Annotated in this window: 21 protein-coding genes and 1 riboswitch; of the genes, 7 read left to right on the top strand and 14 right to left on the bottom strand. The window is 67.8% G+C overall.

Annotation, left to right across the window (positions count from 1 at the left end; genetic code table 11):
• Positions 1–41 precede the first annotated feature (41 nt).
• Positions 42–141, top strand: a riboswitch (glycine riboswitch).
• Positions 142–302: 161 nt separating this feature from the next.
• The 4 genes from gcvT to gcvPB all read left to right on the top strand — a co-directional run bounded on the left by gcvT (position 303) and on the right by gcvPB (position 4921).
• Positions 303–1451 (top strand): glycine cleavage system aminomethyltransferase GcvT, encoded by a 1149-nt coding sequence (gcvT, locus tag BMZ69_RS05735; RefSeq protein ID WP_092155607.1) that lies wholly within the window; start codon positions 303–305, stop codon positions 1449–1451.
• A gap of 26 nt (positions 1452–1477) precedes the next feature.
• Complete coding sequence (gene gcvH / locus BMZ69_RS05730; RefSeq protein ID WP_092155606.1) at positions 1478–1852, top strand: glycine cleavage system protein GcvH; 375 nt, start codon at positions 1478–1480, stop codon at positions 1850–1852.
• Between the two features lie 154 nt (positions 1853–2006).
• Positions 2007–3347 carry an aminomethyl-transferring glycine dehydrogenase subunit GcvPA gene (gene gcvPA, locus BMZ69_RS05725; protein ID WP_092155605.1) on the top strand — a complete coding sequence of 447 codons (1341 nt, stop codon included), beginning with the start codon at positions 2007–2009 and terminating at the stop codon, positions 3345–3347.
• Positions 3347–4921: an aminomethyl-transferring glycine dehydrogenase subunit GcvPB gene (gene gcvPB / locus BMZ69_RS05720; RefSeq protein WP_092155604.1), complete on the top strand. Its 1575-nt coding sequence runs from the start codon at positions 3347–3349 to the stop codon at positions 4919–4921. Before gcvPA ends, gcvPB begins: the two co-directional genes overlap by 1 nt.
• A 57-nt stretch (positions 4922–4978) precedes the next feature.
• On the opposite strand, the gene BMZ69_RS05715 is transcribed toward gcvPB, so the two are convergent.
• Both BMZ69_RS05715 and BMZ69_RS05710 read right to left on the bottom strand, forming a co-directional pair.
• Positions 4979–5404 carry a type II toxin-antitoxin system VapC family toxin gene (locus BMZ69_RS05715; protein ID WP_092155603.1) on the bottom strand — a complete coding sequence of 142 codons (426 nt, stop codon included), beginning with the start codon at positions 5402–5404 and terminating at the stop codon, positions 4979–4981.
• On the bottom strand, positions 5401–5664 hold the full coding sequence (locus BMZ69_RS05710; RefSeq protein WP_092155602.1) for a type II toxin-antitoxin system Phd/YefM family antitoxin: 264 nt from the start codon (positions 5662–5664) through the stop codon (positions 5401–5403). Before BMZ69_RS05710 ends, BMZ69_RS05715 begins: the two co-directional genes overlap by 4 nt.
• A 167-nt stretch (positions 5665–5831) precedes the next feature.
• On the opposite strand from BMZ69_RS05710, the gene BMZ69_RS05705 reads away from it, so the two are divergent.
• On the top strand, positions 5832–7142 hold the full coding sequence (locus BMZ69_RS05705; protein ID WP_092155601.1) for a L,D-transpeptidase family protein: 1311 nt from the start codon (positions 5832–5834) through the stop codon (positions 7140–7142).
• Positions 7143–7235: 93 nt separating this feature from the next.
• On the opposite strand, the gene BMZ69_RS05700 is transcribed toward BMZ69_RS05705, so the two are convergent.
• From BMZ69_RS05700 to BMZ69_RS05665, 8 genes are all read right to left on the bottom strand, one after another.
• A complete protein-coding gene (locus BMZ69_RS05700; protein ID WP_092155600.1) occupies positions 7236–7721 on the bottom strand; it encodes a F0F1 ATP synthase subunit B family protein in 486 nt (161 codons plus the stop codon).
• A gap of 5 nt (positions 7722–7726) precedes the next feature.
• Positions 7727–8281, bottom strand: coding sequence for a F0F1 ATP synthase subunit B (locus tag BMZ69_RS05695; RefSeq protein ID WP_092155599.1), 555 nt, complete (start codon positions 8279–8281; stop codon positions 7727–7729).
• Between the two features lie 124 nt (positions 8282–8405).
• Positions 8406–8633, bottom strand: a complete 228-nt coding sequence (locus BMZ69_RS05690; protein WP_091831801.1) for a F0F1 ATP synthase subunit C — start codon at positions 8631–8633, stop codon at positions 8406–8408.
• A gap of 62 nt (positions 8634–8695) precedes the next feature.
• Positions 8696–9442: a F0F1 ATP synthase subunit A gene (locus BMZ69_RS05685; RefSeq protein WP_092155598.1), complete on the bottom strand. Its 747-nt coding sequence runs from the start codon at positions 9440–9442 to the stop codon at positions 8696–8698.
• A gap of 48 nt (positions 9443–9490) precedes the next feature.
• Entirely contained in the window at positions 9491–10000 is a 510-nt protein-coding gene (locus BMZ69_RS05680) for an AtpZ/AtpI family protein (protein WP_244543228.1), read from the bottom strand.
• A gap of 181 nt (positions 10001–10181) precedes the next feature.
• The gene (locus BMZ69_RS05675) at positions 10182–13637 is read right to left on the bottom strand and encodes a chromosome segregation SMC family protein (RefSeq protein WP_092155596.1); all 3456 of its coding nucleotides are present in this window, start codon (positions 13635–13637) and stop codon (positions 10182–10184) included.
• Between the two features lie 27 nt (positions 13638–13664).
• Complete coding sequence (locus BMZ69_RS05670) at positions 13665–14285, bottom strand: DsbA family protein (protein WP_092155595.1); 621 nt, start codon at positions 14283–14285, stop codon at positions 13665–13667.
• Positions 14286–14367: 82 nt separating this feature from the next.
• The gene (locus tag BMZ69_RS05665) at positions 14368–14865 is read right to left on the bottom strand and encodes a DUF721 domain-containing protein (protein WP_092155594.1); all 498 of its coding nucleotides are present in this window, start codon (positions 14863–14865) and stop codon (positions 14368–14370) included.
• A gap of 42 nt (positions 14866–14907) precedes the next feature.
• On the opposite strand from BMZ69_RS05665, the gene BMZ69_RS05660 reads away from it, so the two are divergent.
• Both BMZ69_RS05660 and mutY read left to right on the top strand, forming a co-directional pair.
• Entirely contained in the window at positions 14908–15666 is a 759-nt protein-coding gene (locus BMZ69_RS05660; protein ID WP_244543227.1) for an SDR family NAD(P)-dependent oxidoreductase, read from the top strand.
• 47 nt (positions 15667–15713) lie between these two features.
• Positions 15714–16784 (top strand): A/G-specific adenine glycosylase, encoded by a 1071-nt coding sequence (mutY, locus tag BMZ69_RS05655; protein ID WP_092155592.1) that lies wholly within the window; start codon positions 15714–15716, stop codon positions 16782–16784.
• On the opposite strand, the gene BMZ69_RS05650 is transcribed toward mutY, so the two are convergent.
• From BMZ69_RS05650 to BMZ69_RS05635, 4 genes are all read right to left on the bottom strand, one after another.
• Positions 16781–17986, bottom strand: coding sequence for a site-specific DNA-methyltransferase (locus BMZ69_RS05650; protein WP_092155591.1), 1206 nt, complete (start codon positions 17984–17986; stop codon positions 16781–16783). The genes mutY and BMZ69_RS05650 overlap by 4 nt on opposite strands.
• A 220-nt stretch (positions 17987–18206) precedes the next feature.
• Positions 18207–18998 (bottom strand): PhzF family phenazine biosynthesis protein, encoded by a 792-nt coding sequence (locus tag BMZ69_RS05645; protein WP_092155590.1) that lies wholly within the window; start codon positions 18996–18998, stop codon positions 18207–18209.
• Between the two features lie 16 nt (positions 18999–19014).
• The gene (locus BMZ69_RS05640; RefSeq protein ID WP_139218975.1) at positions 19015–19635 is read right to left on the bottom strand and encodes a ribonuclease HII; all 621 of its coding nucleotides are present in this window, start codon (positions 19633–19635) and stop codon (positions 19015–19017) included.
• Between the two features lie 139 nt (positions 19636–19774).
• The gene (locus tag BMZ69_RS05635) at positions 19775–20962 is read right to left on the bottom strand and encodes a PA0069 family radical SAM protein (RefSeq protein WP_092155588.1); all 1188 of its coding nucleotides are present in this window, start codon (positions 20960–20962) and stop codon (positions 19775–19777) included.
• Between the last annotated feature and the right edge of the window lie 109 nt (positions 20963–21071).

Here is a 21071-nt window from a genome sequence, read left to right as displayed (position 1 = left end):
ATTGACTCGGCCCCTCGCTCGTCTATTGCTGGCTCAGCCGCATCATCCCCGCGGGAGAGACCGGGGCCGGACTTGTCCGGACCCGGCGCCGAAGGCGCAACCGCCCCGGAAACGCTCAGGCAAACGGACCGCGTGGGAATTGGCGCTCTGGAAAGCGGCGGGCTTTTGAAGCCCGCCCACCGACGGGGGTAACCCGCTGAGGCTTCGGCCCAGTGGGGAAATCTCTCAGGTCCCGAGACAGAGGGGGCGCGCTCCGGACGATTCCGTCCGGGGTTCGCGCTCGATTCTGTTGAGGGGATGCCATGGCTGCCGAAGCCGAGACTGCAAGCACCGAGCCGCTGCTGAGGACGCCGCTGCACGCCCGCCATGTCACGCTCGGCGCGCGCATGGTGCCATTCGCCGGCTACGACATGCCGGTGCAGTACCCGGCCGGCATCATGGCCGAACACAACTGGACGCGCGAGAGCGCCGGCCTGTTCGACGTCTCGCATATGGGCCAGGCCTTCCTCGTCGGTCCCGACCACGAGACCACGGCGCGGGCGCTCGAGGCGCTGATCCCGGCCGACATCGTCAACCTGCCGCCCGGCAAGCAGCGCTATTCGCAGCTGCTCAACGAAGAGGGCGGCATCCTCGACGACCTGATGGTGACGCGCTCGGCCGATCCGGACGAGGACGGCGCGCTGCTCCTCGTCGTCAACGCCGCCTGCAAGACCGAAGACTACGCCCATATCGAGGCGCGGCTGCCGGCCGATGTGAAGCTGGTCAAGGCCGAGCACCGCGGCCTGATCGCCCTGCAGGGTCCGCAGGCGGAAGCGGCGCTTGCCGCGCTCAATCCCGAAGCCGCCGAGATGGGCTTCATGACCTTGCGCACGCTGAAGCTCGGCGGCGTCAAGGCCAATGTCAGCCGCTCCGGCTATACCGGCGAGGACGGCTACGAGATCTCCGCCGCCGCCGACCGCATCGGCGAGATCTGGGATGCGCTGTTGCTTGACGCCCGCGTCAAGCCGATCGGCCTCGGCGCCCGCGATTCGCTGCGTCTCGAAGCCGGTCTTTGCCTCTACGGCCATGACATAGACACCACGACCTCGCCGGTCGAGGCGGCGCTCAACTGGTCGATCCAGAAGCGCCGGCGCGAGGAGGGCGGTTTCCCGGGCGCCGCCCGCATCCAGCGCGAATTCGCCGAGAAGCCGGCTCGCATCCGCGTCGGCCTGCTGCCGGAAGGCCGGGCGCCGGCGCGCGAGGGCGCGGATATCGCGGCCTCCGACGGTACCATCGTCGGCAAGGTCACCTCGGGCGGCTTCGGCCCGACCCTGAACGGCCCCTGCGCCATGGGCTATGTCTTGCGGGAGCATTCCGCTCCCGGCACCAAGCTCGACCTGATCGTGCGCGGCAAGCCGCTGCCGGCGACCATTGCCGCGATGCCTTTCGTCCCCAACCGCTACAAGCGCTGAACCCACCTGTTTCGTCGGAGGAAACCATGGCCGAGACCCGTTACACCAAGGACCACGAATATATCCGCATCGAGGGTGACACCGGCACCGTCGGGATCACCGACTACGCCCAGGGCCAGCTCGGCGACGTCGTCTTCGTCGAGCTTCCCACCGTCGGCAAGGCGCTCGCCAAGGGCGGCGAAGCCGCTGTCGTCGAGAGCGTCAAGGCCGCCTCAGAGGTCTATGCGCCGGTCTCCGGCGAGGTCGTTGCCGTCAACAGCGAGCTCGAGGCTGCGCCCGGCACGGTTAACGAGGACCCGGCCGGCAAGGGCTGGTTCGTCAAGATCAAGCTCACCAATACGGGCGAGCTCGACGGCCTGCTGAGCGAGGCCGAGTACCAGGACTACGTCAAGACGCTCTGACCCTCACCGAGTCGTCCCGGACAAGCCGCGTAGCGGCGCTGATCCGGGATCCATGCCTGAATCGTTCCGGCATGGATCCCGGGTCTCCCTACGGTCGCCCGGGACGACCTCGCAGTTTTGAACGGTCCCGACCGTATCAGAGAACGGAACCTCCATGCGCTATCTCCCCCTGACCGAGACCGACCGCGAGGACATGCTCGCGCGCATCGGCGTATCCGACGTCGACGCGCTCTTCTCCGACGTGCCGAACGGCAAGCTCCTGAAGGAGCCGCTCGACCTGCCCCGCGCCAAGGGCGAGCTCGAGGTCGAGCGTATCCTCGGCAGGATGTCGGCGAAGAACACGGCGGCCGGCTCGGTGCCGTTCTTCGTCGGGGCAGGGGCCTACAAGCACCATGTTCCCGCGACGGTCGATCATCTGATCCAGCGCTCGGAATTCCTGACCAGCTACACGCCCTACCAGCCCGAGATCGCCCAGGGCACGCTGCAATACCTGTTCGAGTTCCAGACCCAGGTCGCGGCGCTGACCGGCATGGAGGTCGCCAACGCCTCGATGTATGACGGCTCGACCGGCACGGCCGAGGCGGTGCTGATGGCGCATCGCGTCACCAAGCGGCGCAAGGCGGTGCTCTCCGGCGGCCTGCACCCGCACTACACCCAGGTCGTCGAGACGCTCTCCGAGATGGCGAATGACGAGGTCGTGGCGCTGAAGCCCGATGTGCGCGCCACCGAGGATATCCTCGCTGCGATCGACGACAGCGTCTCCTGCGTCGTCGTGCAGTCGCCCGACGTCTTTGGAAACCTCCGCGATCTCAAGCCGATCGCCGAGAAGGCGCACGCCCATGGCGCGCTGCTGATTGCGGTCTTCACCGAGGTCGTCTCGCTCGGCGCGGTCGTTCCGCCCGGCGCGCAGGATGCCGACATCGTCGTCGGCGAAGGCCAGTCGATCGGCAATGCCCTGAACTTCGGCGGCCCCTATGTCGGCCTCTTCGCCGCCAAGTCGAAATATATCCGCCAGATGCCGGGCCGGCTCTGCGGCGAGACCGTCGATGCCGATGGCCGCCGCGGCTTCGTCCTGACGCTCTCGACCCGCGAGCAGCACATCCGCAGGGACAAGGCGACCTCGAACATCTGCACCAACTCCGGCCTCTGCGTGCTAGCCTTCACCATCCACATGACGTTGCTCGGCCAGGCCGGCCTGACCCGGCTCGCCGAGGTCAACCACGCCAATGCGGTCAAGCTCGCCGATGCGCTCGCCGGCGTGAAGGGTGCCGAGGTGCTGAACGAGAGCTTCTTCAACGAGTTCACCGTGAAGCTCGCCAAGCCGGCGGCCGAGGTGGCCGAGGCACTTGCCGCCAAGGGCATCTTGGCCGGGGTGCCGGTCTCGCGCCTGCTCCCGGGTGCCGGCCTCGACGATCTCCTGATCGTCGCCAATACCGAAGTGAACACAGATGAGGATCGGGCGGCCTTCGTGGCGGCGCTCGCGGAGGTGCTGTGATGCTGAACCGTCAGGGACGTCCCACCCAGGCCGGCGAGGCCGCCGCCGAGGTCCATGAGACCTTCACCGGCAACCGCGCGCTCCAGCAGATCGAGCCGCTGATCTTCGAGATCGGCCATCATGAGACGACCGGCGTCGACATCGACAAGCCGGCGCCGTTCAAGAGCCGCCTCGGCAAGCATGCCCGCCAGGGCGAGATCGGCCTGCCCGGCCTCTCCGAGCCGGAGGCGATGCGCCATTATGTGCGCCTCAGCCAGAAGAATTACGGCATCGACACCGGGCTCTTCCCGCTCGGCTCCTGCACGATGAAGCACAATGCCCGCCTCAACGAGAAGGTGGCGCGCCTGCCGGGCTTCTCCGACGTGCATCCCCTGCAGCCGGTCTCGACCGTGCCCGGCGCGCTCGACGTCATGCTCGAGCTCGCCCGCTACCTGATGACGCTGACCGGCATGCCGGCGGTGGCGCTGTCGCCCAAGGCCGGCGCCCATGGCGAAGCCTGCGGCATGATGGCGATCAAGGCCGCGATCGCCGCCAAAGGCGAGGGCGCGACCCGCACTGTCGTGCTGGTCCCCGAATCCGCTCACGGCACCAACCCGGCGACCGCAGCGCTGATCGGCTTCTCGGTGAAGGCCGTTCCGGCCCGTCCGGACGGCACCGTCGCGGTCGAGGACGTCAAGGCCCTGCTCGGCCCCGAGGTCGCGGCGATCATGCTGACCAACCCGAACACCTGCGGCATCTTCGAGCCGCAGATCGTCGAGATCGCCGCGGCCATGCACGAGGCGGGCGCCTATTTCTACTGCGACGGCGCCAACTTCAATGCGATCGTCGGCAAGGCGCGTCCGGGCGATCTCGGCGTCGATGCCATGCACATCAACCTGCACAAGACCTTCTCGACCCCGCATGGCGGCGGCGGCCCGGGCGCCGGTCCGGTCGTGCTGTCGGAGCGGCTGGCGCCCTACGCGCCGGTGCCGTTCATCCATGTCGATGGCGGCAAGTCGCGCCTCGTCGAGCACAAGGCCGATGCGCCGGAGGGGAACGACCCCTTCGGCCGCATGACGGCGTTCCACGGCCAGATGGGCATGTATGTCCGGGCGCTCGCCTATATGCTCAGCCATGGCGCCGACGGCATGAAGCAGGCTTCGGAAGACGCGGTGCTCAACGCCAACTATATCCGCGCCGGCCTCGCCGACCTGATGTCGCTGCCCTTCCCGGACCATCCCTCGATGCACGAGGCGCTGTTCGACGACGAGTGGCTGAAGGGCACCGGCGTCACCACGCTCGACTTCGCCAAGGCGATGATCGACGAGGGCTATCACCCGATGACGGTGTATTTCCCGCTCGTCGTCCACGGCGCCATGCTGATCGAGCCGACCGAGTCCGAATCGAAGGCCTCGCTCGACCTGTTCATCGCGACGCTGCGCGACCTCGCCATCGCCGCCAAGCGCAATGACAAGAGCCGCTTCACCGCAGCTCCCCATCACGCCCCGCTACGCCGCCTCGACGAGACGAGGGCCGCGCGCCAGCCGGTGCTGAAATGGGAAAAGCCCGCGCCCGTGAAGGAAGCGGCGGAGTAAGGGAGCGTTTCAAATTGAATCCGATCGGGTTGATCGACCCGATCGGATCACGCTTTCTCAGGCCTCGTCCCAAGGATCGATGATCGTCAGCCCGAGGCCGGTGAAATGCCTGACGTTGCGCGTGGCGATGGCGAGGCTGTGCGCGGCCGCTGTCGCCGCGAGAAATCCGTCCATGATGGACATGTTCAGGCCGCTGCGACGAGATTGCGCCATCACGTCGCCCCAGAGTGCAGCGACCGATGTCGAAATCGGCAGAAGCCGGTCTCCGAACCGCTCCGGAAGCTCGACTGCAACCCATTCGCTCAGACGGATGCGTCGGCGGCCTTCCGCCATCAAGGCTACGCCGCGATACAGCTCGGCGATCGTGATGGTGCTGAGATAAAGGCTTTCCTCCGGTGTATCCCGGATGAAGCGCTCGACCGCCGTGGATGGTTGCGGCTTCTGCGGCTCGGAAATGACGTTGGTGTCGAGCAGGATTCTCACAGCTCGATGTCGCGCGGCTGATCGGTGAGGCGCCTGAGGTCGAGATCAGCCCCGCGCAGTGGCGAGTTCTGCAGAAACTCCAACAAATTGCCCTTCGGCGCCGTCTTCTTTTCCCACTCCTCCACCGACACCAGCACCGCCGCCGGCTTGCCGTTGCGGGTCACCGTTTGCGGTCCTTCGGATTTCGCCTTGTCGATGAGCTCGGAGAAGCGCGCCTTGGCGTTGGCCACGGTCCAGGTTTCCTTGGGTAGCGTGGTCATGCTGGCCTCCACATAGAATGACTATCATGACCATATAGGTCAGAGCTTGGCTGCAGCAAGGCGGCCGCTGCCCCTTCGTCACTTGAGCCGGCTGCCTTAAGTCTTCCTTGACCATATGCGAGGGAAGCTTCCGACGGCGTGTATCCTCGCGCCTTGGAAGCTTGCCGATGTATCGCGTTCGCCTTCGCCATGTGCTCACCGCCGCGATCTCCTTCGCGGCGATGCTGTCGGCCTCCCGCGCCGAGGAGCCGGGCTATGGCCCGAAGACCTATGACCGCACGCTCGAGGCCCTGATCACGCATGAGGACATCGCCGGCCGCGGCGGCTGGCCGAAGATCCCTAATTCAGCGACGGCTCTGAAACCCGATTCGCAAGGGCCGGATGTGGCGCTGCTGAAGCAGCGGCTGATGCTCAGCGGCGACCTGCCGCCCGATGCGCTGCCGGGTGATCTCTACGATGAGGCTGTCGTCGCCGCGGTGAAGCGTTTCCAGCGCCGTCATGGCCTGTCCGAGCTCGGCACGGTCGGTCGCCTCACTTTGAAGGCGCTGAACGTGCCGGTCGAAGTACGCCTCAACCAGCTCACCGCGACGCTGGAGCGGCTCAAGGGCAACGGCTTCAGCTTCACCGACCGCTATGTCGTCGTGAACATCCCCGGCGCCAGTGCCGAGGCGGTGGAGAAGGGTGTGGTCCAGCGCCGCCATCTCGCCGTGGTCGGCCGGCCCGACCGGCCCTCGCCAGTGCTCCAGGCCAACATCACCTCGGTCAACCTCAATCCATATTGGACGGTGCCGATGTCGATCGTGAAGGCCGACATCATCCCGAAGATGCGCAAGGAGCCGGACTTCATCGCCAAGTCCAACATGAAGCTGCTCGGCGCCGAGAACCGCGAGATCGATCCGGCCAGCGTCAACTGGGCCAACCTGACCAACCCCTATTTCTACGTGCGGCAGGAGCCGGGCCCGACCAATTCGCTCGGACAGCTCAAGATCGACATGCCGAATGGCGAGGCGGTCTACATGCACGACACGCCGAAGAAGTCGCTGTTCCGCAATGATGTCCGTTTCAACTCCTCCGGCTGCGCCCGCATCGAGGGCGTGCGCGACCTCGCGGCCTGGTTGTTGGAAGGGACGGAGTGGACCCAGCCGGCGATCGAGGCCGAGATCGCCAAGGGCGAGCGCAAGAACATCACGCTCAAGAAGTCCGTGCCGGTCGCCTGGGTCTACATGACCGGCTGGCAGGACGCCGAAGGGCTGGTGCAGTTCCGCGACGACATCTACGGGCTCGATACGCCGCAGGGCATCATGACCTCCACGATCCAGCCGCGCCGGCCGAAGCCGAAACTCGCCGTTACGCCGGCGCCCGCCCCGGCCGCCGCGAAGCTGCCTCAGCCTGTCGTCCGCCCCGTTGCTCCGAAGGCCGCGACGGCGCCCGCGACGACGCCGCTCTCTCCTCCAGGAACGGCGGTCGCCATCCAGTAGGGCAGGGCTCCCGGCTCGCTCCAGCCACAAGCGAAAAAACGCCGCGGTCCGAAGACCGCGGCGTTCTTGTTTCTGCTTAAGGGCGCGAACGGCTCAGTTGAGCTTGGCGCGGACGTCCTTGAGACCGGCGGCGATCAGGTCGGCGCCGGCCTTGCCGGCGACCTGGCCGCGCAGGATGACCTCGGCGGCGCGGGTCGCAGCCTCGGCGGCAGCGGCGCGGACCTCGGCGGTCGCCTGCGTTTCGGCCTGGGCGATCTTGTCCTCGGCCGACTTGGTCCGCCGGGTGACGAACTCGGCCAGCTTCTCCTCGGCGTCCTTGGCGAGGCGCTGGGCCTCATCCTTGGCGTTGGCGACGATCGCTTCGGCCTCGGCCTCGGCGGCTTTGCGCTTGCCCTCGTACTCGGCGAGCAGCAGCTCGGCCTCGTGACGCAGGCGGCGGGCTTCGGCGAGTTCCCGGGCTACGAGCTCGCCGCGCGCGTCGAGCGCGCCGGTAAGGCCCTTGAGCGCGCCCATCTTCACCGCCATGGCGAGGAAGATCACGGTTGCGACGAGAACCCAGAAGGTTGGATTGGCCAACATGATGCTCAGCCTCCCAGCGCGGTCTTGACCGCCTTGGCGGCGTCGGCCGGAGCCGGAGCGGTGCCGGTCAGATGACTGACGATGGCGCCGGCCGCGTCGGCGGCGATCGCCTCGACATGACTCATCGCCTCGGTCTTGGTCGCGACGATCTTGGTCTCGGCCTCGGCGAGCTTGGCGGCAAGATCGGCCTCGACCGTCTTGCGCCGCGCGGCGCTGTCAGCGTTGACCTTCTCGCGCGTCTCCTGCGCGATCGCCTGCGACTTGGCGCGGGCCTCGGCAAGGGACTTCTCATAGGCCTGGCCGGCCTCTTCGGCCTTGGCCTTCATCGCGGCCGCCTCATCGAGATCGTTGCCGATCTTGTTGGCGCGGTCCTCGAGGATGGTGCCGAGGCGCGGCACGATGACCTTGGCGGCGAGCCAGTAGAGGAAGCCGAAGGTGATCGCGAGCCAGAGCAGCTGCGAGGCGAAGGTTTCGCCCTGGAACGGCGGGAAGCCGCCGCCATGGGCGGGAGCCGCGCCGCCATGGGCGGTCGTTCCGGTGGTCGTGGCTGGCGCTGCCATCACTGAACCTCATCCGGCCGCGCGAGCCCGCATGGTTCGCACGGCGATAGGGAAGGGAGGCGGGAGCCCGCCGCGCGACGTCCTCAAGGACCTCGCCGACGGCAGGCTCGGGTAGCGTTCGCGATCAGACCGCGAAGAGCAGCAGCAGCGCGATCAGCAGCGAGAAGATGCCGAGCGCTTCGGTCAGCGCGAAGCCGAGCAGCAGGGTGCCGCGCTGGCCGTCGGCCGCCGACGGGTTGCGCAGGGCGCCCGAGAGGAACTGACCGAAGAGGTTGCCGAGGCCGATGCCCGCGCCGGCCATGCCGAGGCAAGCGAGACCAGCGCCGATGTACTTGGCTGCGACGGGATCCATGGAAATGCTCCTTAGGGGGAAAGTTGTGACAGTCGAGGGGTGAACTTGGGGATCAGGGCCGGTCAGTGGCCCGGATGCAGGGCGTCGTGCAGGTAGATGCAGGTCAGCACGGCGAAGACATAGGCCTGCAGGCCGGCGACCAGGAACTCCAGCGCGATCAGCGCGATGGTCAGCACGAGCGGCAGCGGCGAGAGGATGGCCCAGCCGCCGGCGAAGAGCAGCGTCGCCACGAAGCCGGCGAAGATCTTCAGCGCGATGTGGCCGGCGAGCATGTTGGCGAAGAGACGGACCGACAGGCTGATCGGGCGCGAGACGAAGGAGATCACCTCGATCGGCACCAGGATGATCAGCATCAGCGGATGCACGCCCTTGGGCACGAACAGGCCGAAGAAATGGGCGCCGTGCTTGGCGATGCCATAGATGATGACGGTGAGGATCACGAGCGCGGCGAGCGCGGCAGTGACGATCAGATGGCTGGTGACGGTGAACGCGCCCGGGATCATGCCGAGCATGTTGCAGACCAGCACGAACATGAAGAGCGAGAACACCAGCGGCATGAACTTCATGCCGTCATGGCCGGCCGAGTCCTTCACTGTGTTGGCTACGAACTCGTAGCCCATCTCCGCCAGCGATTGCAGCCGTCCCGGAACCAGCGAGCGATTGCGCGTGCCATAGACGAAGAGCAGCACGATGATGGCGACGGCGGCGACCATGAACAGCGCGGAATTGGTGAAAGCGATTTCGCTTCCGCCGATCTTGCCGAGCGACACGATCGGTTTGATCTCGAATTGTTCGATCGGACCAGCCATCTCTCGCCCTTGTTCCTGCCATAAGACGGCCCCTTTCGGGACCGAGCCTCAGTTCTGCGCGCCCGACTTATCGTCAGTGCGCGATTTCATCAAGCCCGCTGCGCGCACGACGTTCATCACGCCAGCGCCGAAGCCGAGCATCAGCAGGACGATCATCCCGAAGGGCGCCGTCCCGAGCCACTTGTCGACGGCCCAGCCGAGCCCGCCGCCGACGATGATGCCGGCAACGAATTCCGTGGAAAGCCGCATCGCCTGGCCAATTCCGCTGGAATCGGAGGGCTTGGCTTCGCACCGGATCTCGGCTTCCGTCTGGTTGGTCGCACGCTTCAGGCCCGCATCGAGGGATTTGAGCCGGCCTTCCAGGCTCGCATCCTTGTCCGCAGGCCGCTCCTGGCCCGAACTTTTTCCGTCCTGGCCCGTCATCGCCGCTCGACCGCCGTCATGACACGACCCCTCCGTGCTCGGCCCGCTGAAGAACCGGACAATACCGGAATTGTCGCTGATTTGCGCCGCCTGGATTGGTCGATCCGAAACCGGATCACCGTGGCGGGCGCTCATCGGAGTGCCGATCGTCCCGTGCCGTGAAAAAGCCCCACCGCCCGGAAAAATCGGGCGCACCATATTGGCGGGGTCATATGGTGTCAAGCCGAGCTGGCTGCGATTAATACCTTGAAAAATAAAATGATTTTAGAGTGTCGCGGCGCGCTGGGGACGATTCTTGTGCGCCGCGGCAATAATGTCAGACCGCCTCTCGGATGCGCTCGGCGGTCGCCAGGTCGACCGAGACCATCTGGCTGACACCGCGCTCGGCCATGGTGACGCCGAAGAGGCGATCCATGCGCGCCATGGTGATCGGGTTGTGGGTGATCAGGATGAAGCGCGTCGAGGTGTTGCGCGCCATCTCCTCCAGGAGGTCGCAGTAGCGCTCGACATTGGCGTCGTCGAGCGGTGCGTCGACCTCGTCGAGCACGCAGATCGGCGAGGGGTTGGTCAGGAACACCGCGAAGATCAGGGCGGTCGCGGTCAGCGCCTGCTCGCCGCCGGAGAGCAGCGTCATCACCTGCGGCTTTTTGCCCGGGGGGCGCGCGATGATCTCGAGCCCGGCTTCGAGCGGGTCGTCCGAATCGACCAGCGTGAGATCGGCCGTGCCGCCGCCGAACAGCACCCCGAACAAATGCTGGAAATGACCGTTCACGATCTCGAATGCGGCAAGAAGCCGCTCCCGGCCTTCGCGATTGAGCGCGCCGATCGCCTGGCGCAGGCGCCGAATCGCCTCGGTCAGGTCGTCGCGCTCGGTCGCGAGGCCGCTGCGCTTGCCCTGCACCTCTGTCAGTTCGTCATCGGCGCGCAGGTTGACCGCACCGAGCCGCTCGCGCTCGGCCTTGAGCCCGCCGAGCCGACGCTCGACATCCTCGGCATCCGGCGGCGTATCCCCAACCTTCAGCCCGGCGAGCTGATGCAGGCCGGCGACCTCGGTTTCCAGCCCGTCGACGATCTGTCGCACGACATCGGCGAGGCGCTGGCGTGCCGCCTCCAGCCTGGCTTCCGCGCTCGCACGGGCCTCGCGGGTCGCCGACAGCGCTTCCAGCGCCGCGCGGGCCTGCCGATCGGCCTCCGCCTGGGCGACTTCGCCGGCAGCGAGCTTGTCGGCGGCGGTGCGGCGGGCGCCCTCGGCGGCCTCGATCTCGGCCAGGAGCCGGCGACGCTCGACCAGGAAAGTGTCGGGCGCCTCCAGCAGCGCCTTGTGCTCGGCCGCTGTCGTCTCAATTCGCTTGCGCGTATCGGCAGCGCTCTGCTCGCTTGCCGCCGACCGCTCGCGCCAGGCGCGCAGCTCCTGGGCGATCGCCTCGCGCCTGCGGCCGCGCAGTTCGGCCTCACGCCCTTGCGTCTGCACTCGCGCCCGCGCTTCGGAGGCCGCCGCACGCTGCTCGCCCAGTTCGGCCCGGGCGGCGAGCAGGGCACTCTCCAGCTCGGGCGCCGGCGCGAGACCGGCGACATCCCGATTCGCGGTCTCGGCCTGCGCCTGCGCATCGGCGATGTTCTGGCCGAGCCGGCCGATCGCCTCGGTCAGGGCCGAGCGGCGGGCCGCGGTCTCGCCGGCCTTGCGCTCGGCCTGGGCCAATCGCTCGCGCGCTTGGTCGAGATTGCGCCTAGCCTCGCGGGCCGTCTCCAGCGCCTTCGTCTCAGCCTGCGCGGCGGTTTTTGTGCGCTCGCTCGCCTGGTCGAGCCTGTCACGTGCCGCCTCGGATGCTTCGCGCGCGGCTTGCGCCTCGCGTTCGAGATCGCCCAGCCTGTTCTTCTCGGCGAGCCGGCGGGCAGCGGGCGAGGGCGCCTCGGCCGCACTGGTAAAGCCGTCCCAGCGCCAGATATCGCCCTCGCGGGAGACCAGCCGCTGGCCCGGCAGCAGCTTTGGCCGCAAAGCCGGGCCATCCCCTCGCGCGACGACGCCGATCTGGCGCAGGCGCCGCCCGAGCGCCGCCGGCCCGCGTACATGTCTGGCAAGCGGCTCGACACCGTCCGGAAGGGCAGGGTCGCTCTCGCCGCTGCCGCTCTCGGACCAATGCGCCGGTGCGGCCGGATCGGCGGAGGCGTCGAGATCGTCGCCGAGCGCCGCGCCCAGCGCGGTCTCGTAGCCCTTGGCGGCAGCGATCGAGTCGAGGATCGCCGGCCAGCGCCCACCCGATGCCGGAGCGAGCAGCTTCTGCAAGGTGCGGACTTCGGTTTCGAGGCGCTGCGCCTTGCGGTCGGCTTCCGCGACCGGCCCGCGCAGTTGCGATTCCGCGTCGCGGGCTGCGGCTAGGGAGCTGCGCGCTGTGCCGGTGGCGGCATCCGCGCTCTGCATCGCCGCTTCCGCCGTCGCGACCGTGCTGCGCAGTCCGTCGAGCGAGGCGGCGGTGCCGTCGGCATCAAGCGTTGCCTGGTCGCGCTGCAGCCGCTCGCGCTCCGCCGCGTGGCGAGCCTCGCGCTCCCTGGCCTCGCGCAGCGCCCGTTCGAGTGCGCCGCGCCGGGCGGCCAGCTCGGATAGCCTTGCCTGCACCGCGGCATGCTCGGCTTCCGCCGCCGCAAGCGCCTTCTCAGCCTCTGCGAGCTCGGTTGCCGCGGCCTGGCTGCCGCCTGCTGCGGCCTCGGCCTCCAGCCGCAGGCTCTCATCCTCGGCTGTCAATCGCGACAGGTTCTCGCTCGCATCCTTGCCGAGGCTGTCCTGCCGGGCGAGGTCGCCCTGCAATTCGGCGAGCCGCTTGGCCAGTTCCTCGGTGCGCTGCCTGGTGCGCCGGTTCTCGGCCTCGATCTCGTCGAGGCCGCGCTTCAGCCTGACGAGGGCAGCGGCTGCGGCCGCTTCGCTCTCGCGCAGCTCCGGCAAAGCATGTGCCGCGATCGCCTGCAGCCGTGCCGCCTCGGCCTGCACGCCGGTCCTGTCGGCGACCTCGCGAACCGCCGCTTCGAGGGCGCGCTCGGCCACTGCTTCCTGCGTGCGCGCCTCGTGATGGGCGATCAGCGCCAGCACCGCCTCGGCCTTGCGGATGTCCGAGGCGAGGTTGCGATAGCGCGTCGCCTGGCGCGCCTGGCGCTGCAGGGCCTCGACCTGCCCGTCGATCTCGGCGAGCACGTCTTCCAGCCGGTTGAGATTGTCCTCGGCGCCCTTGAGGCGCAGCTCCGCCTCGTGCCGGCGGCTGTGCAGGCCGGCGATGCCCGCGGCGTCCTCCAGGATGCGCCGGCGCGATTGCGGCTTGGCCGAGATGATCTCGCTGATCTGGCCCTGGCGCACCAGCGCCGGCGAGCGCGCGCCGGTGGCGGCGTCTGCGAAGAGGAGCTGCACGTCGCGAGCGCGCACCTCCTTCCCGTTGATCCGGTAGGTCGAGCCTTCCTCGCGCTCGATCCGGCGCGTGACCTCCAGCACCTCCGCCTCGTTGAAGGCGGCGGGCGCCTTGCGGTCGCTGTTGTCGAGGGTGAGGGCGACCTCGGCCATGTTGCGGGCCGGGCGCTCGGACGAGCCACCGAAGATGACGTCGTCCATGCCCGAGCCGCGCATGTTCTTGAACGAGCTTTCGCCCATCACCCAGCGCAGGGCTTCGACGAGATTGGACTTGCCGCAGCCATTGGGACCGACGACGCCGGTCAGCCCCGGCTCGATCTGGAACTCGGTCGGCTCGACGAAGGTCTTGAAGCCGGCGAGCTTGAGGCGCGTCAGATGCATCGACGCGCCATCAGGCTGTCGCGCCGCTCAGCTGCCGAGCAGCGGCTCGAGGATCTTGTCGAATTCGGCGAGGCTGAGTGCACCGGAGCGCTTCTGCCCGTTGATGAAGAAGGTCGGGGTGGAGTCCACGCCAGCCTTGGCCCCACCTTCCTTAACCTGCGTGACAGCGTCGTAAATGTCCTGACGTTTCAGGCAGGCCTCGAAAGATTCCTGTGTGAAACCGGCCTGCTTGACCATGTTCGAGAGCGCATCGACCGGCTTCTCGGTGAAGGCCCAGTTGCGCTGCTGCGCGAACAGCAGGTCGGTCAGCGGGTAGTATTTGTCGTTGCCGTTGCAGCGCGCCAGCATGAAGCCGGCCGTGGCGAGCGGATCGAGCGGGAACTCGCGCAGCACGAAGCGCACCTTGCCGGTGTCGATGTACTTCGCCTTCAGCGCCGGCCAGGTGTCCTTGTGGAAGGTGGCGCAGTGGCTGCAGGTCAGCGAGGCGTATTCGATGATCGAGACCTTGGCGTCGGCATTGCCGAGCCAGACATCGCCGAGCGGGTTGGCGACGCCGGGAAGGGTCTGGGCCGAGGCGCCCTGGCTGGCGAGAAGCGGCGAGAGGGCCAAGGCGGCGGAGCCGATCAACACCTGGCGGCGGCTGGTCATGAGACGATCCCTGATGGCGAAGTAGTTGCGCGGACCATAGTCGCCATCAGGATTGTGGCAAGATCGGTTCGCTGCTTCCCGCTCACGAAGCCGTGTCGTCGCCCGCGACCTGGCGCCGCTGCGCGATGCCGCGCCCGAGCCGCGCCAGCGCCTCGCGCAATTCGGGACTCTCGACACCTGCGACCTGTGCCTCGATCCGTGCCAATATGGCCGGGTCCGGCGGTGGCGCTGGTTTCGGCACGGCAGGCGGCGCGACCGGCCCCTGCTTCAGCACCAATTTGCCGACGGCGCGCCAGCCGAGATGGCTGTTGACCCGCTCCAGCACCAGCGGGCCGAGCTGCTGCATTTCCAGTGCGAAAGCGCCCTCGACCCGTACCACCAGCGTTGCAGGGTCCGAGACCTCCCCCGGGGCGCCGCGCCGCCGCGGCCAGTCGATCTTGAGCGGCCGCGTGCGCTGCGCCAGCCGCTCGCCGACGATCTCCGGCCAGAAGGCGACCACCGAGCGCCCCGCGAAGCCCTGCGCGGCGAGCGCGGGCGCGAGGCAGTCGTCGATCAGTTCGGCGAGGGGTTTTGCGGGCATGGCGTGACAGTGCGCGCGCGATCGCAAGAATGGCAAGAGGCCGTGGGCATTGTCCTCGCCCTCGACACTCCCCAGATCCGAGCAATGACAGGAAGCGCTGTAGTCATCGGTGCATCGGGTGGGATCGGCGATGCGCTCGTGCGCGCGCTGGTCGCCGAGGGCAGGCACGATACCGTGCATGCGTTGTCACGGACGGGTCGCACGCCCGTCGCCGGTGTCGGGGCTCATCAGGTCGACATCATAGACGAGGCTTCGATAGCGCGGGCCGCAGCCGCCATCGCGGCGGATGGGCCGGTCGATCTCGTCTTCGTCGCCAGCGGCATCCTGCACGAGCGGGATATCGCCCCGGAGAAGAGCTTCAAGGCACTCGATCCGGTAGCGCTAGCGCGGCTTTTTGCGGTGAACACGACCGGTCCCGCGCTCGTCGCGAAGCATTTCGTGCCGCTCATGCCCCGACGCGGCCGGTCGATCTTCGCGGCGCTCTCGGCGCGCGTCGGGTCGATCGAGGATAACCGACTCGGCGGCTGGTACGGCTACCGTGCGTCGAAGGCAGCGCTGAACCAGCTCCTGCGAACGCTGGCGATCGAGGTCGCGCGTACGAAGCCGGAGGCCATAATACTGGGATTGCATCCAGGCACCGTTCGCACCGAGCTGTCGCGGCCCTTTCGCGGCGGGGAAGCAGGCGCCGGCGTCTTCACGCCTGATGAAAGCGTTGACCATCTCCTCGGCGTCATGGCGTCCGCGACGCCGCAGCAATCCGGCCGGGTCCTTGCCTGGGACGGCAGCACGATACCCGCCTAGGCTCGCGCCCTCTTGCCGCGCCGGCCGCACGCGCTAAACCGGATCTCATGGACGCTTCCGCTCCCCAGCCCCGCGCCGCCGATCTCCTCGCCTGGTATGACCGCCACCGCCGCGTCCTGCCCTGGCGGGCGTTGCCTGGCGAGCGGGCCGACCCCTACCGTGTCTGGGTCTCCGAGATCATGCTGCAGCAGACCACGATCGCGGCGGTGAAACCCTATTTCGAGCGCTTCATGGCGCGGTTCCCGACCGTCGAGGCGCTGGCGGCCGCGCCCTCCGAAAGCGTGATGCAGGCCTGGGCCGGGCTCGGCTATTACTCGCGCGCCCGCAATCTCCACGCCTGCGCCAAGGCTGTCGCGGAGCAGCATGGCGGCCGCTTTCCCGACACCGAGGAGGCCTTACGCGCCTTGCCGGGGATCGGCGCGTATACCTCAGGTGCCGTTGCAGCGATCGCCTTCGACCGGCCCGCCGTCGCAGTCGACGGCAATGTCGAGCGGGTGGTCTCCCGGCTCTTCGCGACCGAGGACGAGATGCCTGCCGCCAAGCCGCTGATCCGCGAGCGGGTGCTGGCGCTGCTGCCGCACGGCCGGCCCGGCGATTTCGCGCAGGCGCTAATGGACCTCGGCGCGACGATCTGCACGCCGCGCTCGCCGGCCTGCGGGCTCTGCCCCTGGCGCGAGCCCTGCCGGGCGCGGATCGAAGGCACGCAGGAGAGCTTTCCGCGCAAGGCGGCGAAGAAGACCGGCAAGACCCGCTATGGCGCGGCCTTTGTCGCGATGCGCGAGGACGGCGCCGTGCTGGTCCGCACTCGGCCGGCCAATGGCTTGCTCGGGGGCATGGTCGAGGTGCCCGGCAGCGACTGGCGGTCTGATTACGAGCTGGCCGATGCCTTGCGCGATCAGCCGGTGTCGGCGCGCTGGCGCCGGCTGATGCTGCCGGTCCGCCACGTCTTCACCCATTTCCCGCTTGAGCTGACGGTCTTCGCCGGGCGCGTGCCGCTGGAGACGGCTGCGCCCGAAGGCATGCGCTTCACGCCGTTCAACCGGCTGAAGGAGGAGGCGTTCCCGAACGTCTTCCTGAAGGCGCTGGAAGCGGGGCTGGAGGAGCTGGGGCGGCCTTAGGCCGCCGCCAGCTGCGCCCGGATCTCGCCGCGCAGGGCGTCGAGCAGCAGCGCTTTCCCGTTGCGCTCGACATGCCAGAAGGTCCAGCCATTGCAGGCCGGCAGGCCCTGCGCCAGCGCGCCGACCTTGTGGATCGAGCCGACAGCAGGTCCGAGCACCAGCGTGCCATCGGCGCGGATCGTGGCGCTGTGGCGGCGCTTCTCGTCGAAGACGCGCTCGCCAGCCTTGACCAGCCCGGCTTCGATCAGGCTGAGGAAGGGCACGCGTGGCTCGCTGCGCTTCGAGGGCGCGGTTGCGAAGGCTTCCGGCGGCAGCGGCTGCACCGCGGCGATGCGCTCGCGCGCCGCCTTGGCATAAACCGGCTCGCGCTCGATGCCGATGAAATGGCGGCCGAGCGCCTTGGCGACGGCGCCGGTCGTGCCGGTGCCGAAGAAGGGATCGAGCACCACGTCGCCGGGATTGCTGGCCGAGAGCAGCACGCGGGCGAGCAGCGATTCGGGCTTCTGGGTCGGGTGGACCTTGGCGCCCTTGTCGTCCTTCAGGCGCTCATCGCCGGTGCAGAGCGGCAGATACCAGTCCGAGCGCATCTGCAGGTCGTCATTGCCGCCCTTCAGGGCCTCGTAATGGAAGGTGTACTTGGAAGCTTCGCCGCGGGCCGCCCAGATCAGCGTCTCATGCGCATTGGTGAAGCGCCGGCCGCGGAAGTTCGGCATCGGGTTGGCCTTGCGCCAGACGATGTCGTTCAGCATCCAGAAGCCGAGATCCTGCAGGATCGAGCCGACCCGGAAGATGTTGTGATAGGAGCCGATCACCCAGAGCGCGCCGTCCGGCTTCAGCGCCCGGCGGCAGGCCGAGAGCCAGGCGCGGGTGAAGGCGTCGTATTCGGCGAAGGAGGCGAACTTGTCCCAGTCGTCGTCGACGGCGTCGACGAGGCTGTCGTCGGGCCGGCGCAGATCGCCGCCGAGCTGCAGATTATAGGGCGGATCGGCGAAGACGAGGTCGACGCTGCCCGGCGGCAGGGCCTCGATCGCGGCGACGCAATCGCCGACGATCACCTGGTCGAGCGGAAGCTCGCGGGCAGGGAGGATCTGAGAGGGAAGAAGGCTCTTGGCCTTCATCCGGGCCCCCAGCGCGGGCCGTCCGGTACGCGAAACCTGAATCCGGACGGGAGCGCTGGCGGTCCCGGTACGCGAGGTACTCATGACGCCAAGACCGTTACGCAACTTCAACGCTCGCGATCCTGGCCGGTCAGGGTAAAGGTCGGGTTTCCGGCTTGAAAAAAATGCGTCCCATTCTGGGGCTGCAGATTTTGCCTAGCCTATTGAATATGTTTGGAAATTCGTAACGGACATTAACGAAGGGTAAGCGGGTTGGAGCTGACGTTGGGGCAGGTTAGAGCCCGCTCCGCCGATCTGCTGAGCGTCAATCGGGCAGGTGGATTTCGGCCTTCATGAAGGTCACGGCCTTTCCGGTGATCAGCACACGGTCGCCGGCCATCTCGCAGCTCAGATGCCCGCCGCGCGCCGAAGCCTGGAAGGCTTCGAGCCGGGCCTTGCCGAGTTCGCGGGCCCAGTAGGGGACAAGGGTGGCGTGGATCGAGCCGGTGACGGGATCCTCCGGGATACCCGCGCTCGGCGCGAAATAGCGCGAGACGAAATCATGGCTCTCGCCGCGAGCGGTGATACCGAAGCAAAGTGGGGCCAAGGTCGCGATCGCAGCGGCATCGGGCACGAAGGCGCGCACCGCCTGCTCATCCGCCAGCACGGCGAAGACGTTCTCGAAATTGCGGAAGAGCGCCCGTGGCGGAACCGGGAAAAGCGCGGCGATGACCGGAGGCAGCGCCTCGGCCGGCTCCGGGGCGAAGGCCGGCAGGTCGAGCCGATAGGCATTGTCCTGCCGCGAGACTCGGATGGGGCCGACGCGGGTCAGGAATTCCATGTCGCCGGAGATGCCATGGGTGCCGGCGAGTACATGCGCGGTCGCGAGCGTGGCATGGCCGCAGAAATTGACCTCGTGCAGCGGCGTGAACCAGCGCAGGTCCCAAGCACTGCCATTCGGCCGGGCGAAGGCGGTCTCGGCGAGATTGTTCTCGTTGGCGATGGCCTGCATTGTCGGCTCGGGCAGCCAATCGTCGAGGATGAGGACGGCCGCCGGGTTGCCGGCGAACACCGTCTCGGTGAACGCGTCGACCTGATGCATGGTCAAGGTAGGCATGGCGGCTCCGGCGGTCTCAGACAGGCGAGCGCGACCAGACACCTTTGATCGGAGCGAAGGAATAGCGATGCGCAGGGCAGGGGCCATGCGTCTTCAGCGCAGCGCGGTGCTTTGCCGTCCCGTAGCCGGCATGGCCGGCGAAACCATAGGCCGGATAGAGCAGCCCGAGCCGCGCCATCATCCGGTCGCGCATCACCTTGGCGACGATCGAGGCCGCGGCGATCGAGGCGATCAGCCCGTCGCCGCCGATGATCGCCTCACAGCCGCAGGCCAGCGCCGGTGGGTCGTTGCCATCGACCAGGACGAGATCGGGCGAAAGCGGCAGCGCTCCGACCGCTCGCCGCATCGAAAGCAGCGTCGCCTGCCGGATGTTGATCGTATCGATCTCGGTGGCGGAGGCGCTGCCGACTCCGACCGCCAGTGCGCTGGCGAGGATCAGCACGCAGAGCTCCTCGCGGCGCTGGGCGGTGAGTTCCTTCGAATCGGCGAGCCCGTCCGGGATCGCGGCGGGATCGAGGATGACCGCGGCCGCGACGACCGGGCCGGCGAGCGGGCCGCGTCCGACCTCATCCACGCCGGCGACGCGGGCGCGCCCGGCAATCATCGCGGCCTGCTCGCGGCTGAAATCGGCGGTCATGGCCCGGATATGCCAGATGACGGCGTGAAGGTCTGCGGATCGCTTGGTCGCATCCACAAGTCGCTGTGCACCCCGGTGTCGGGCTTTTCGCATTCATAGCCCTCCTCAGGATGAGGGTTGTGAATGAGGCGGATGCCTCTCAGAACAGGCTGAGCTGCGCCTTCTCCTTCTCCGGCTTGACGAAGAGGTCGGTGCGCAGGCGCAGCCGCGCGCTGTTGAAGCCGAGCCGCTCCGCCGCCATCTCGAAGCGCCGGCCGATCATCCAGGCATAGGGGCCGGAGCCGACCTGGCGCTGGCCCCAGGCGGCGTCATAGTCCTTGCCGCCGCGGGTCGAGCGGATCAGCGAGACGACATGGCGCATCTTGTCGGGATGATGCGTCACCAGCCAGTCCTGGACGATGTCCTTCACCTCGAGCGGCAGGCGCAGCAGCACATAGCCGGCCTCGCGCGCTCCCGCCGCTTTCGCCGCGTCGAGTATGCGCTCGATCTCGTGCTCGTTGATCGCCGGTACGATCGGCGCGACCAGCACCGTTACCGGGATGCCGGCCTCCGAGAGCTTGCGGATCGTCTCGATGCGCTTGGCGGGGGCGGCGGCGCGCGGCTCCATATTGCGGGCGAGCTTGGGGTCGAGCGTCGTCACCGAGAGTGCGACCTTGACCAGCCCCTTCGCCGCCATCGGCGCGAGGATGTCGATGTCGCGCTGTACAAGCGCCGATTTGGTGACGATGCCGACCGGGTGATTGAACTTCGCGAGCACCTCCAGGATTCCGCGCATGATCCTGAGCTTCTTCTCGATCGGCTGGTAGGCGTCGGTATTGGTGCCGATCGCGATGGTGCGCGGCTGGTAGCTCGGTGAGGACAGTTCCTTCTCCAGCAGCAGCGCCGCATCGGGTTTGGCTGTCAGCTTGCTCTCGAAGTCGAGACCGGGCGAGAGGCCGAGATAGGCATGGCTTGGCCGCGCGAAGCAGTAGACGCAGCCATGCTCGCAGCCGCGATAGGGGTTGATCGAGCGGTCGAAGGAAATATCCGGGGAGTCGTTACGTGTAATGATCGTGCGCGGCTTCTCGACCGAGACTTCGGTCTTGAACGCCGGCAATTCGCCGAGCGAGCCCCAGCCGTCATCCTCGCTGATGCGCTGCTCGGCCTCGTAGCGGCCGCCGGGATTGATCGTCGCGCCGCGCCCGCGCCGCCGCTCCGGGTCGATCTGGCTGCCGACATGGGCGAGGGGATCGACTGGAGCGAGCCGCACCGGCGCCGAGAGCGAGCCTGGCTCGGCATCGCGGCGTTTGAGCGGTTGCGTCCTGGCTGAGGGCCTGGCCTGCAGCATGGCTTGGTCTCCCGGCGGAATCGGTGGCTCCCAGACCAATGAATGTGAACATATAGAGAACAAAAGGCAAGTGACAGGATTGCGACATGTTGCACTGCGTCATAAGCTG

This window comes from Allobosea sp. CRIB-10 (genome assembly GCF_900112185.1).
Lineage (GTDB): Bacteria > Pseudomonadota > Alphaproteobacteria > Rhizobiales > Beijerinckiaceae > Allobosea.
The sequence above is the reverse complement of the archived record's forward strand: the minus strand, read 5'-3'. Positions and strand labels throughout refer to the sequence as shown.